This window comes from Novipirellula aureliae, from assembly GCF_007860185.1.
Lineage (GTDB): Bacteria > Planctomycetota > Planctomycetia > Pirellulales > Pirellulaceae > Novipirellula_A > Novipirellula_A aureliae.
On sequence record NZ_SJPY01000001.1, the window covers coordinates 1 to 12,970 of the forward strand.

The following is a 12,970-nucleotide window of genomic DNA, read 5'->3' on the forward strand; positions in this document are numbered from 1 at the left end:
CGAAATTCTGAATGGGGGTAAGGGGGCGGTCCGCGCGGATCGAGCACCAAAGCACCTACCCCAGCGAATCTCACCCAAATTCTTTCAAACGTTCTCAAATCAGAACGCTCGTGAATAATCCGGGCTAGTGGATCTTGTTTTTGACGTGGCTGGGGCTTCCAGCCCCAGTTAAGAAGTACGCTGCGGCTGGAAGCCACAGCCACGAATCACGCAGCCTACGGCTTGTTGAAAAATGCTCTAGTGCATTTTGAATTTTGACGTGGCTGGGGCTTCCAGCCCCAGTTCAGAAGTATGCTGTGGCTGGAAGCCACAGCCACGAAACACGCAGCCTACGGCTTGTTGAAAAATGCTCTAGTGGATCTTGTTTTTGGTCCACTTCGAAAAGTCCTACTGCTCCACCGGCCGGAACACTCGTTCTCGAAACTCTTCAAAAGTTTCGAATGAGAATTCGCTGTGTTTGGAGACAAACACGTATAGATCAGGCTCGGGGGCAAAAAGCAGTCCGTGTAGAGTTCGCCAAAGTTTGACCTTCCGGATGGGCCACGAGAATTGACCATTAGGTGTTTTCAACTTGAATTGTGTTTCAGCCACACGAACCAGGCAGGTTGCGTCGGCCACCAACCCGACCGCCTTCATTCGCTGGCGCAGGTTTGCTTTGAAAGAATGGACCATCGACAAGTAGCCTGCTGTAGAAAAGAGCATCGCCGAAATCCAACCAACCATGAACAAGTTGTGTAACGCCAACCATCCGACCCAAAGAATACTCAGAGCGATCAGGGCAAATGATCCAAGCGACAAACGGGTCACATTCGAGTTGAGCACGAACTTCGCCTCGGCATGACGCAGATCCGAAGCCGTCAAATGGAACACGGCATCCCAATCACCTCCGCCGCCGATCAGCGTCGATGGTTCAACTGCGGGTAACGGTGCCGCGGGTTGATAAGGATTGATTTTGAATACCCCCTTACTTGGTAGACGCCTGAAGTCGTTGCGATGTTTATGGCTCTCGAGTCTGTGATTTTTTAGAGACCAGACGAAGTCACCGTATCTATCGTAGCGAAAATGGCCAAGTCATTCGGCTTTCGGACGTCTTTTTAGAGCCTTGACGAAACCCTTGGCGAGTTTCGCTACAAAAACGAGCCGAATTCCGGGCCTTGGTTCGTAGCTGCGACTTCAGCCGTCTCCGTTATTTTGGGGAGAGTGAAGTCTTGAATACGAATGGGTTAGGTGCCCCAACGGCTCAGTTTCTGTCGAAACAGCCAAATACGGTTACGAGCCAGCGAGCCCTTCCGGCAAGATACCTTTGGCAACCTCATCATCCCATTGGTCCATCAGCGGCCAACTTTCAGCGAGTGTTCCAAAGTCGGCCATCTGTAAATAACCACGAACACGATCGATGGTTCGGTTGAGAAAATCGTTATCCTTCGCAAAGATCGGGCCATGACTTGGTGCAAGCCATTTCACATCGCTATCGCGAATCCGTTCGAGTGATTGAATGAACGCCTTGATGTCGCTACCGTGATGTGCCGCAATCGCACCAATACACCCGTCGCGGTAGATATTGTCACCGCTGAGTAACAAATCACCATGGCGAAACGCTAATTGGCTATTCGTATGGCCGGGCGTGTGCCAAACTTCAAGTTCGAGCTTTCCGACGCGAAGGATGTCACCATCATTGACCTCGTGTTCGATCTCAACAGGCGGCATCGTCAGATGCAAATTCTGTGCTTTGATCTCGGCCAAGGTCACCAACGTATCACCGGTTCGAAGCGGCTGAACGGCATTGGGGTGTCCCGTCGCGGTCGTCTTGAGAATCTGCTTAATCTTTGCCAAACCTTGGATGTGATCCACATCTGCATGGGTGGCAACGACGGTTTTACAACGAGAAAGCGGGAAATCGATTAGGCGAATGATTTCAACGAAATCTTCTACGGTTTCCTCATACCCAATATCAATAAGTAGCCACTCGTCTTGATCATACACCAAATAAACGTTGCATCCGAGCACTTCTCCGGCCTGAAAGTTGAGTTCAATGACACCTGGATAAATCGGTTTTCGAGTAAGCATGTAGTAAAGAGATTTTCTGAAGGTGATTGAGAAAAGGAACGAGGAATACCCTCACCCGACGCATCAGCGATTCGGCGAATGGATTTCTCGGCTAGGCGTCGGACGGTTAAAAGGAGCAAACCGCGTTGCATTCTACAGCATATCCTCTTCCTCGTCGCCGGAACCAGGGCTTCCGAGACGAGAGACGCATGAATCGGCTAAAGTCTTGGCTTTCCGACAGGTTGGAGGCGGGCCTGTCGGTGATTTCCATCATGAGAAGAGGTGTAAAACGCGGCTAAATTCTGGATTCGAACGCCAATATTTGGGCCAATCCTTCACGATAGGTGGGGTAGTCCAGCTTGTTGAGTAGATCGTTCTTTAAGCGCCGATTCCAAATTCTCTTGTTGCTTTCCGAACGCTGGCTACGACTCGATTCAGCGGAGGGGGGCACAAAAGTGGGATTCGGGGCGTGGGTTTGACGTGCGATTTCGCGGTAAAATTCGGCTCGCCGCATCGGCTGATCATCACAGACCGCGTAGACGCGCCGCTTGGCATTTTCCCATGTCGAATGGACCGCTCGAGCTGCGTCATGGACGTGAATCAGATTCAAGAAACCGTCCTTGTCGGACGCGATCGGCCGTCCCTCAACCACGGAAGCAATTCTCGGAACTCGGTCCGGTCCATAAATCCCGGCCAAACGCAAAATCGTCCAAGCGGAATTCGGGCGGAAACGATGTAGCATGGACTCGGCTTCCAAATGTACTTTTCCCCCTACTCGAGTTGGACGAGTCGGTGACCGCTCATCAACCCAGCGACCATCGGTCTGGTGGTACACGCCGGTGGTCGAGATGTAACAAACATTCACGTTGTCATCGATCACACTTAGTAAATTACGAAACCCACCAACCTGGGAATCATAGCGCGACATACCGCAATCGGAATCGTAACTGACAGCGACCAAAACCCGGCCGACTTTGGGCAACCGCTTGAGGGATCTACGGTCGGTCCAATCCGCGACAACAGGCTGAAAACCCTGCTCTTCGAGACGCCGCCTCCGCGACGTAACACGCGTGGTTGCGTAGACTTGCCCTCCCGTCTGGGTCGCTAATCGACCATATATCTGCCCTAAATACCCACAGCCAAATATCAGAACGCTCGAATCGAAGTCGCTGGGCTCCGAATGAGTCGGTTCTAGCGATGTTTCGGATTTGCTAGGCAAACGACTATAATGGCAGCCAGGTTGGCTTATTTGGGAAACCAAATTTTTGCTTTCTTTACATCAAGGCTATAATGATCAACGACTTCATTTTCTACCCGTTTATCAAAACCTTCCGCAAAAAAGGATTTCGATTGAGTTTGTCATTGTATCGTACTAACAAACCGTCGCCACCGTTCGCTGGGACACCGTTAAAGGGGGCACATTTAAATGGGGGAATAACTCGTTCGATTTGTGCTCTTTTCTGGATCCTGTTCATTCTTTCAGCGCCAAATTCCAAATTGGCGGTCGGCCAAGATTTTCCAGGCAATGGCTCCACCGCAGGGACTCGCGTATCCCTACCTGCTGAGCTCGAACCATTGCTGGCTGCAGGCGGCGTTCCCCAAACCCTTGAACAGCTGCGAGTTCTCGAAAAGCAACAGCAACGGGTGGCCAACTTGGCCGCGAAATGCACCGTCAGTGTCCAAATCGGTTCGGCACAGGGTTGTGGCGTCATCGTTTCCGATTCAGGGTACATTTTAACAGCTGCTCATGTTGCCATGCGTCCCAACAAAACCGCGGTCATAAAATTGTCGGACGGACGGATCGTGACGGCAACGACGCGTGGGCTATACCGCAGTGTCGATGCGGGACTCATCAAAATAAACGAGGGACAAGACGGTGGTGCCGGATGGCCTCACGCGACCCTTGGCGACAGCAATAACCTGAAGCCCGGAATGTGGTGCATCGCCTCGGGGCACCCCGGCGGGTACGACCGTGGACGGGGCCCGGTAACCCGGGTGGGAAGGATATTGGCAGTCGAGAACGACAAGATCGTCACCGATTGTGCATTGATTGGAGGCGATAGTGGCGGCCCTCTCTTCGATATTGAAGGTCGTTTGATCGCAGTGCATAGCCGAATCGGAAACGACGTGGCGGACAATTTGCACATCCCAATCAACCACTACGACGTGAATTGGAAACGACTCGCCGCAGGAGAATCTTGGGGTTACCTTGATGGCTTCAAACCAATGCTCGGTGTCTCGGGAAACCAATCAACCGGAGTCGCCGAAGTGCTAAAGGTTGCGCCGGGATCGCCTGCCGATGATGCGGATATTCGCGTTGGCGATACCATCCAACGTTTTGGTGATGTGCCTATCACCGATTTCCACTCGCTGACCAAGGCGGTATCCGATACGATGCCGGGCGAACGAGTCGAAGTGTGGTTGCGTCGTAATAACCAAAGTCTTAGAAAAGTTGTTGAAATTGGTAGAGTGGAGTAACTGAATGCTGGAAAGAAGTAGCTTAATTGTTTTCGTGACTTTAGCGATTGGTTTTGCGACCGCCGAAGAAATGCTTTGCGCTCAAGATTTGCCAGCCCAGCAAACTCAGACGCAACAGTTGCAGGCTGAAAATCCGCAAGCGCCGAGAGAGAGGCGGCGGGGATCAAGGACGCCCGAATGGCTGCGCCGCGGCTATACCGTTCGCACATCGAGCCGCCGCGATAATTCCGAGATGGTGCAATTGGTCGAACCGATTACCAATACGACCAACGGCTCGGTCGTCCAGGTCCTAAGCGACGGAAAAGTTGTTTCACTCGGCACGATTGTCAGTGCCGATGGATACGCTCTCACCAAACGCAGCGAACTAAGTGCCGATCCGATCCGAGTCCGAATGCACGATGACCAAGTGCTGTCCGCTCGAGTGGCGGCGGTCGGGCGAGCGAACGATTTGGCTCTCTTGAAAATCGATGGTGATTTTGACTTTACGGCTGTCAAGTTTGATTCCAGCATCCCGCCTGTCGGCAGCTTTCTCATCAGTGCGGGGCGAACCGGTCGCCCGATCGGTATCGGATCGATGGGCGTATTGCCCCGCCGCATCAAACACAACGGACGCTTAGGCGTCGTCTTGCGAGAGGGGAGTGATGGCCGAGCATGGGTTTACGAGGTTTGGCGTGATAGTGGTGCCGATGATGCAGGTATCGAACCGGAAGACCGAATCATCGCTGTCAATGGCCAAGAGGTCTATACCAGTGAAAACGTGATTCAAAAACTTGGCCGCTTGTTCCCAGGCGAAATCGCTCAATTGACCATTCTTCGCAGTGGCAGCGTTTTGGAGATGAATGCTGGCATTCGAGAATTGGGAATTTTGCAGGAAACCGAAAATGATTCGCGGGTCAACGGGTCGCGAAGTACGCGGCTCAGTGGCTTTGACCAAGTCCTCCAGCACGACACGGTGCTGAAGCCCGATGAATGTGGCGGTCCACTGCTCGATCTAGAAGGACGTGTGATTGGACTCAACATCGCTCGCGCTGGACGTGTTGTCAGTTTTGCGTTGCCCTCTTCACTTGTTCTACCCGAAATGATCCGCCTACTTGAACAAGCGCGTAGTGCGGATCGGTGAATGGCAATTCTGTTTCCGCTGGGATCGCCCCGGTTCGAGGCAAGCTCGACGCAAGGAAGGCACTTACACTGCCCGAACAATCACACGCGCGCCCTGCTTGCCGATGACTTTCACCTTCGTGCCTGATTCGACAAACTCGCCTTCGGTCACAACATCGATCGTGTAATCCTCTATTTCCACTCGTCCGCTCGGTCGAAGCGGTGAGACGGTGGCTCCGACGTCACCGACGGCAACACGTTGCCATCCGGGAACCAACATTTCATCCGAGACATCGCGAGTGGGAAAGCCATCGATAGTCACCGCTGGCTTCAGCGTTAGACGGCCTAACCCAGGGATTTCGCCGATGTAATGCGCCAATAGGACCAAAGCGATTAAGAACGCCACAAATGCTCCTGCGACCGTCAACACGTCCGCCCCCAGCCCCGTAAAATCCGCGCCACCTTGTGGCAACGCAAATCGCCGAGACGCCATCACCAAGGAACCTAGCAACAACACGATTCCGCCCACACCGGCTACGCCAAACCCAGGTATTACGAAGACCTCTGCACCAATAAATAGAATCCCGATAACAAACAACGTCACCTCCAACCATCCCGAGGTCCCGCCGAGAAAACGGCTCCAGAAAAACAGACCAAAGCAAAGTACCGAGGTTAACCCGCCAATGCCCAAACCCGGCGCACTGAATTCGACAACTAACGCGATCAAGCCAATTGCAATCAACAAGAAAGTGACGAAACCGCTATTGAGAACAAACACCAAGGTATCGACCCACGATCGTTCCAAGACAGGAATCGGCTCGGCAACGTTCAAGACATCAGCTAACTCCTCGCGGCTATTCACCGTTTGATTGGCCATTCCAAGCTCGGTAGCTCGGCGGCCGTTGGCCGTGAAGAACATCTCTTTGCCCGCTTCGCGAACAGGCCTCCCCTTGATCCACTTCTCTTGCTCCTCAAACGCGACCCATTCCTTGTCACTAAAATAACGAATGGTGCCATCATCTTTGTTGATCGCTTTGAAGACAACCATGTCCTTGTCGGTCATTTTCTCAGCCAATGCGATCGGGCGATTGGTTGCGGCAGCCGTATCGCGAACCTTTTGTGCTAATACGCTGCGACTTTTCGCTTCGGTGTACCGAAACGCTCCGTCCGCCCCCATCACAATCTCGCCCGCATCGCCCATTCGCGCATCGGGCAGCATGATGATGCGGTCACATGCTAATGAGAACAAAGCCGCCCCGCTGATCGCGTCCTTTTCAATAAACGCCACGGTTTCGACGTCCTTGGCATCGAGCACCATGTCCATCAATTCGAAGGTGACATAGGTAAAACCGCCTGGGCTGTTGATATCGAAGATGACCACCTCGACACCTGATTCAACGGCCGTCTCGAATTTCCGCTGCAATAACGCACCGCTCAGAGGGTTGATGTCTTCCTGCAGTGGGATCATCACCGCTCGACGCCGCAGCTCGGCTTTGACCTCGTCCTGGACAACGGCGTCCTGTTCTGCCAACCCCAGGGCGGCAGGAAACAGAGTCAACAAAGCACCGGTGAAAAGAAGAGGAAGGATGATACGCATATTTTATTGATCGAAAAAGGCGAAAGAAACAACACGAAATACGTCAACCTAGCTGCTTGTCTCGATTATACCGAACAAACCAATAGGAAGCGAATGGCATCGGTTTCCTTTGCCACAGCCTATCGCTTTGTCAATCTTTCATTTTAGGGTAGTGGACGAGGTAACGAGTTCTTTTGGACCGCTTTCTTTTGGACCGCTGTGCAGTAAGGGACTGGTAACCTCGTCCACTACGACCACCTTAATTTTCAATCTGGACAAAGCACTAGGATCAACTCATTTCGCTCTGTCGGCATATCTGGCACGACGAGGGATCGGGTGGGAAGCTGGTTTGGACGCTCAAATGTTCGAAAACAAACCAGCCAATGTCTGCCTGATCTCGGAACGACGCAACTCAGAGACAATCGTTGCAATGACCACGCAGCAAAATTTCCGTGACCTTACCGACCTTCTCGCTCGCACGTTGACTGCTGGCGGTCAGTTTGACGTCGTCCAAGCACGATACCGTACCGCAATCAACGCACAGAAAATGAGGGTGCCCGCTGTTGTGTTTCGCAGAAACGGCCTCGAATCGCCAAACGTGATCACCGACCTCGGTTCGCCGCAGTAAACCGGCTTCGACGAGGTCGCTTAGATTGCGAAACGCGGTCGCCTTGTCGACACCGCTGGCGCTCAAATGATCCGCCACGACGGCATGAGTCAGCGGGGCATCGGATTCGCGCAGCAATTGCAAGGTTGCCATTCGCGCCGGCGTAGCTCGTAGCCCCGCGTCGCGAATCGCCTGTTTGACCCGGTCAAGCGATTCGTCGTTCATTATCATTCCCGTGTCCATTGACGATTTACTAGTTAGCTTCCCCTTATCTAAATCTAACTGCGACTTCATTGCAAGTGCACAGGCAAGAACACCTTACCGCCACGAAACATCCTTACCCTCATTCCTCGTTGTGCCAAAGCACTCGCCCAAGGTGTGGAGTTAGCATCGAGCCGCAATAACGAGACCTTTCAAGCACTTCGTCAGAAAAAGACCTGTGACGCTCTCAGGACAGTTGGAAGCCAGAAACCGACCGCTTTTGAAAGTGATTTCCTGTCTCCAAAAGACCCCTTCCCCTTCTTGCACGACACACGCACTTGCACAATAAATGCACATGCGTTAGTTTTGTTTCCATGCATTTGTAACCCGCACCCGCACCGTCGGTCACTTCTTCCCGCACCGAACGGTCTATCTACATGAAAAGAGCACTGCGTGATGCCGACGACGACAGAACCCCATTCCATCTCCACGCACGGTTTGCCGACCACATCGGAAGCGATCGCTGGGACCACGCCTCGTTGGCAAGACGGGATTGGGATTGCAGCGTCAATCGGATGCGCAATTCACTGCGCAGCGATGCCGTTTGTGATCTCGTTTCTGCCCGCTTTGGGGCTGAGCTTTCTAGCCGACGAGTCCTTCCATCGCTGGATGGCGTTCGCCTGTTTCGTGATCGCATTGGCGGCGTTTGTGCCCGGCTTTCGCCAGCATCGTCGCTGGATGCCCGGCGCGATCGCGGTGGCGGGCTTGTCGCTGCTCACCATTGCCGCCTTCGGTATCGTGGGTGATTGCTGCGCCGCTTGCAACCTACCTGGAACTCCCAGCGTGGCCGCTGCGGCGTGCACCGATGCGTGCTGCGAGTCGTGTGCTGCGGGGGCAATGAGCGAGCAAGTATCATCGGAAGAATTTACTGCTGACATCGCTACGGCTTCCGTTGTCACGCCGGGATTTCTAGCCCACCTAGCGGATTGGATCACACCGCTGGGAGGCATGTTGCTAGTCTCCGCTCACCTACTCAACCACCGCTATGGTTGCGTGTGCCGATGCTGCCGAACCTAGATGCTGCCGAACCTAGATGCTGCCGAACCTAAGCGAACCGTGGACGCGACCTGCGATCGTCGTGTCATCTTGAGACAACTCGAGTTCGTCCTTGCGAGATTTCCGGAGCAAGCGAGGGTGAAATAGCGAATTTGCAATCGACCGCTAACCCACAGCTTTTCGGCTGCTATTCTTGCGGGCTGGTTTGGACACCAAACGCAACTCAGGCATGGTCGCACGACCGCCGTGAAAGGTTCTTCGGCCTTCGATCGTGTGATCGAAGACGAAGGCCCCCTTTGCCAAGCCACCGCGTGGCGAGACGCGGAGAATCGCTGGATGTCCGCATTCACTGCATCGAACCCGTAGACCATGACGGTCCAACAGAGCGTGGATCGATGTGGCGACTTGCTGGTTCTCGGCGAGCGACCCAAAAGAACGACCAGCAAACTTTCGCAGTTGAGCTTCGATCGCCAATCGGATCGATCGCTGCAATCGATTCAATTCACGCTCTAACTCGGCGATTTCGCTAGCAGCACCTTCGTTCATGGGGGCATTCTGTTTGGGGTTGAAGGACAATTGCCGTCGATGCAGAGCGCAATCGCAAAAAAACTGTCAAGTTTTTCCAATCATTCTGTAGACGAGTTTATACAAATTGTATAAGCTGTCCAGAGAGAAAGTTCCACTTCTGCCCCAAAGTCAACTTGGCGGCGGGTGGCCGAATTGACTACTGTTCGCGAAACGGACGTCCCTTTTCCCACGAAATCCTCCATTTCGTCCCAAGAACTCGCTAGCTTCAAGAAACGCTATGTCGGCCAATCAACAAACTGTCGAGGAAACCAAGGCTCAAATCCGCTCGTTGGTTAACGAGATCGCTGCGCTCGCGAAATCGGGTGCGACGGCGGACGAGTTTTATCCCGAGCTTTTATCGCGAATCATCACCGCGTTGGCTGCTGCCGGCGGCGCCATTTGGCTGCTCGATGAAGACCGCCAACTTAGGCTGCAGTACCAAATCAATGCGGAACCGTCGATTTTGACGCCTGACAGCGAGGACGCGACCCGCCACACCCGGCTGATTCAGCGTGTCGCCAACACCGGCCAATCGTTGATTGTGCCTCCTTATTCGGGCACGACCGATGGTGAGGCAGAGGGAAATCCGACTCGATATTTATTGGTGCTCGGCGCCCTCAAACACGATGAGCAGCAAGACGGGCTCATTGAAATATTCCAACGTCCCGATACCGCTCCTGATACCCAACGAGGTTACCTGCGGTTTTTGCAGCAGATGTGCGAACTGGCTGCCGATTGGCTTCGCGGTCAAAGGTTGCAAAAGCTTGGTGACCGGCAAACGCTTTGGCAACAAGCGGACTCCTTTGCACGTGCTTCGCATGAATCGCTCGACATGTTGGAGACCGCGCACATTGTTGCCAACGAAGGCCGTTTATTGATCGGCTGCGACCGAGTCAGCGTGGCGATCAAGAAGGGGCGTAAATGCACGGTCAAAGCGATCAGCGGCCAGGACACGATTGAAACCCGCTCGAACATCGTGACGTCGCTCAACAAATTAGCAACTCGAGTCGTCGCGGCGGGCGAGCCGTTGTGGCACGATGGAACGACCGAGGATTTGCCGCCACAGATCGAAGAAGCACTGGAAGATTACGTCGACCAATCCTACGGACGGAACATCGCCGTTCTACCGCTTCGTGAGCCTCAACGCAAATTGGGTGCAGCCGAAGACACCGGAGCAGCGGGCGAGATCGATCGCGACAATGCTCACCGTGGCGAAGTGATTGGGGCATTGATCGTCGAGCAGATCGAGAGCAACATTCCACCAGAGATCTTTCATGCGCGGTGCGACCTCGTCTACGAGCATGGCACCCGTGCGCTTGCCAATTCGATGGCGCATAGCAATCTATTCTTGATGCCTGTATGGCGAGCACTCGGACGGGCGACTTGGGTGCTTCGAGCACGAACGCTTCCAAAGACGATCGCCGTGTTGGCTCTGATCACCGCCGTCATTCTCGGTTTAATCTTTATACCAAAAGATTTCAATCTGGAAGCTGACGGGACACTGACTCCCGAAATCCGTCGCGAGGTCTTTGCCCCGATCGACGGGGAGGTGATTGAGGTGTTGGTGGACCACAACCAGCCGGTAAAAAAAGGACAGGAGCTGATCCGACTGCGTAACCGCGACATGGAAATTCAAGTGACCGATGTCGAAGGGCAAATCCAAACGACATTGGCAGAAGCGATTCGCGTCGATGGCCAGTTGAACTACAAGGACCGACTTGAGGATGCGGAACGACGGGCACTCGAAGGCGAAAAAGGGGAACTGCAAACCAAATTGTCGGTTCTGAAGGCGAAACGCGACTTGCTGCTCGAGCGAGCGGACCAATTGATCGTCCGTTCGCCAATTGACGGAGTCGTCACGAGCTGGGATGTGGAAAAAATGCTTCGCAGTCGTCCCATTTCAACCGGCCAGGTTTTGCTAGAAGTAGCCGATCTGTCTCAGCCGCTATTCTTGAAACTAGAACTCCCGGAAAAGCGAGAGGGACATCTCGATAAGTACATTGTGCAGACCAACAAAGATGTCTTGGACGTCAGCTATATCTTGGCGACGGATCCCGACGTGGAACTCGAAGCAAAATTACCGATCTCTGAGATTTCGGCACGAGCCGAACCGAACGAAGAACACGGTGCGGTCATCTTAATGGAAGCCACCCCCGATCAGGAAGAGCTGCGTGAACTGGTACCACGTCCAGGAGCCAAAGTGATTGCGAAAGTTCATTGTGGCCGCCGAGCAAGCGGCTTCGTTTTCTTTCATGAAATTCTGGAATGGTGCCACAAGTTCTTTTTCTAGAAGTTTGCGTGAATTCGGTAGTGGATTTTGTTAAAGATCCATTGCGGAAGGAGATCTTTAACAAGATCCACTACAACACACCCCCAACTTATCGAGTCGTCGGATGAAATACCTTTTTCTACTTAGCAGCTTTGTGATCGTGTTAACCACGACCACCCAAGCTCAGCAAAACACGCCCTCTCAAGCGAATGAAGTTCGCGCTGAAAACTGCATGGTAAAAATAATCAACAACGTCAATGTGCCTGCGGAGGTGGAAGGCAAGTTGATGGAACTTCGCTTCGAAGAAGGTGCGACCGTCGCCAAAGGCGATATCTTGGCAATCATTGATGATACGCAGGCCAAGCTTGGCGTCGAGCTCAAAATGGCTGAAGAGAAGGAAGCGTTGCTCAATGCAACCAATGAAGTCAATCTAACCGATGCGATCAACAATGAAAAACTTGCCAGTGCCGAGGCGGAGGCGTACAAGGAACTGCGCCGCGAGGGAGCGATTCCGTTTTGGGAACTGGAAAAGAAACGACTCGAGGCGACGCGAGCGAAGTTGAGAATCGACTTGGCCGAACAACAGATGCAAATTGCCAAAGTGCAATTCAAGGCCAAGGAAACCGAACGCCAGATGGCCGAATACGAACTGCAAAAACGAAAGGTCACCGCTCCATTCGATGGCTTTATCGAAACGCGTATCGCCCAACCGGGCGGTTGGGTGCAAGCAGGAACGCCGATTGCAACACTCGTCCAACTCGACCGACTGCGGATTGAAGGTGACATCGACATCCGCCGCTACCCCGAAATCGTCCGTCGTGGCACTCCTGTCACCGTCTTGATCTTTCCAGAAATCAATCGCACCAATGAACTTAACCGAGAGCGAGCGATCAAAGTCGAAGGGAAAATCGATTTTGTCAGCAGCGAGATCGATCTGAACAGCGGCTACCGAGTCTGGGTCGAAATCCCAAACAAGCAACTCAATGGAGAATGGCAAATCAAACGCGGCATGAGAGGGGAGATTGTCGTTAGGCAGTAGTCTTGAGTCTTGAGTCTTGAGTCTTGAGTCTTG

At 53.2% G+C, this 12,970-nt stretch carries 11 protein-coding genes; 5 read left to right on the top strand and 6 right to left on the bottom strand.

Translation table 11 applies throughout. From position 1 onward, the window contains the following. Window positions 1-387: 387 nt before the first annotated feature. From Q31b_RS00005 to Q31b_RS00015, 3 genes are all read right to left on the bottom strand, one after another. Window positions 388-870, bottom strand: a complete 483-nt coding sequence (locus tag Q31b_RS00005) for a hypothetical protein (RefSeq protein WP_146597663.1) — start codon at window positions 868-870, stop codon at window positions 388-390. 399 nt (window positions 871-1,269) lie between these two features. Then, a complete protein-coding gene (locus Q31b_RS00010; protein ID WP_146597664.1) occupies window positions 1,270-2,067 on the bottom strand; it encodes an MBL fold metallo-hydrolase in 798 nt (265 codons plus the stop codon). 274 nt (window positions 2,068-2,341) lie between these two features. Then, a complete protein-coding gene (locus Q31b_RS00015; RefSeq protein ID WP_146597665.1) occupies window positions 2,342-3,265 on the bottom strand; it encodes an NAD-dependent epimerase/dehydratase family protein in 924 nt (307 codons plus the stop codon). Between the two features lie 71 nt (window positions 3,266-3,336). Here Q31b_RS00015 and Q31b_RS00020 point away from each other — a divergent pair, with 71 nt between their 5' ends. Together Q31b_RS00020 and Q31b_RS00025 are read left to right on the top strand one after the other, a co-directional pair. After that, window positions 3,337-4,524 carry a S1C family serine protease gene (locus tag Q31b_RS00020; RefSeq protein WP_146597666.1) on the top strand — a complete coding sequence of 396 codons (1,188 nt, stop codon included), beginning with the start codon at window positions 3,337-3,339 and terminating at the stop codon, window positions 4,522-4,524. A gap of 4 nt (window positions 4,525-4,528) precedes the next feature. Further along, window positions 4,529-5,644, top strand: coding sequence for a PDZ domain-containing protein (locus tag Q31b_RS00025; RefSeq protein WP_231617180.1), 1,116 nt, complete (start codon window positions 4,529-4,531; stop codon window positions 5,642-5,644). Between the two features lie 63 nt (window positions 5,645-5,707). Here Q31b_RS00025 and Q31b_RS00030 read toward each other — a convergent pair whose 3' ends face one another. Together Q31b_RS00030 and Q31b_RS00035 are read right to left on the bottom strand one after the other, a co-directional pair. Further along, window positions 5,708-7,219, bottom strand: a complete 1,512-nt coding sequence (locus Q31b_RS00030) for an NfeD family protein (protein ID WP_146597667.1) — start codon at window positions 7,217-7,219, stop codon at window positions 5,708-5,710. 391 nt (window positions 7,220-7,610) lie between these two features. Then, window positions 7,611-8,030: a Fur family transcriptional regulator gene (locus Q31b_RS00035; protein ID WP_231617181.1), complete on the bottom strand. Its 420-nt coding sequence runs from the start codon at window positions 8,028-8,030 to the stop codon at window positions 7,611-7,613. Between the two features lie 432 nt (window positions 8,031-8,462). Here Q31b_RS00035 and Q31b_RS00040 point away from each other — a divergent pair, with 432 nt between their 5' ends. Then, entirely contained in the window at window positions 8,463-9,083 is a 621-nt protein-coding gene (locus tag Q31b_RS00040) for a MerC domain-containing protein (protein WP_146597669.1), read from the top strand. Between the two features lie 144 nt (window positions 9,084-9,227). Here the strand turns inward: Q31b_RS00040 and Q31b_RS00045 are convergent, their stop codons facing one another. Beyond that, a complete protein-coding gene (locus tag Q31b_RS00045; RefSeq protein WP_146597670.1) occupies window positions 9,228-9,608 on the bottom strand; it encodes a hypothetical protein in 381 nt (126 codons plus the stop codon). A 259-nt stretch (window positions 9,609-9,867) separates the two neighbouring features. Between Q31b_RS00045 and Q31b_RS00050 the strand changes: the two genes are divergently transcribed. Both Q31b_RS00050 and Q31b_RS00055 read left to right on the top strand, forming a co-directional pair. Further along, entirely contained in the window at window positions 9,868-11,919 is a 2,052-nt protein-coding gene (locus tag Q31b_RS00050; protein WP_146597671.1) for a GAF domain-containing protein, read from the top strand. A 103-nt stretch (window positions 11,920-12,022) separates the two neighbouring features. Further along, the gene (locus tag Q31b_RS00055; RefSeq protein WP_146597672.1) at window positions 12,023-12,937 is read left to right on the top strand and encodes an efflux RND transporter periplasmic adaptor subunit; all 915 of its coding nucleotides are present in this window, start codon (window positions 12,023-12,025) and stop codon (window positions 12,935-12,937) included. The last annotated feature ends 33 nt before the right edge of the window (window positions 12,938-12,970 follow it).

What these genes read in the sequence shown, in the direction of transcription:
- Q31b_RS00010 (WP_146597664.1), bottom strand. Translation starts at nt 2,067, where the DNA reads ATGCTTACTCGAAAACCGATTTATCCAGGTGTCATTGAACTCAACTTT.
- Q31b_RS00020 (WP_146597666.1), top strand. Translation starts at nt 3,337, where the DNA reads ATGATCAACGACTTCATTTTCTACCCGTTTATCAAAACCTTCCGCAAA.
- Q31b_RS00025 (WP_231617180.1), top strand. Translation starts at nt 4,529, where the DNA reads ATGCTGGAAAGAAGTAGCTTAATTGTTTTCGTGACTTTAGCGATTGGT.
- Q31b_RS00030 (WP_146597667.1), bottom strand. Translation starts at nt 7,219, where the DNA reads ATGCGTATCATCCTTCCTCTTCTTTTCACCGGTGCTTTGTTGACTCTG.
- Q31b_RS00035 (WP_231617181.1), bottom strand. Translation starts at nt 8,030, where the DNA reads ATGAACGACGAATCGCTTGACCGGGTCAAACAGGCGATTCGCGACGCG.
- Q31b_RS00040 (WP_146597669.1), top strand. Translation starts at nt 8,463, where the DNA reads ATGCCGACGACGACAGAACCCCATTCCATCTCCACGCACGGTTTGCCG.
- Q31b_RS00045 (WP_146597670.1), bottom strand. Translation starts at nt 9,608, where the DNA reads ATGAACGAAGGTGCTGCTAGCGAAATCGCCGAGTTAGAGCGTGAATTG.
- Q31b_RS00050 (WP_146597671.1), top strand. Translation starts at nt 9,868, where the DNA reads ATGTCGGCCAATCAACAAACTGTCGAGGAAACCAAGGCTCAAATCCGC.
- Q31b_RS00055 (WP_146597672.1), top strand. Translation starts at nt 12,023, where the DNA reads ATGAAATACCTTTTTCTACTTAGCAGCTTTGTGATCGTGTTAACCACG.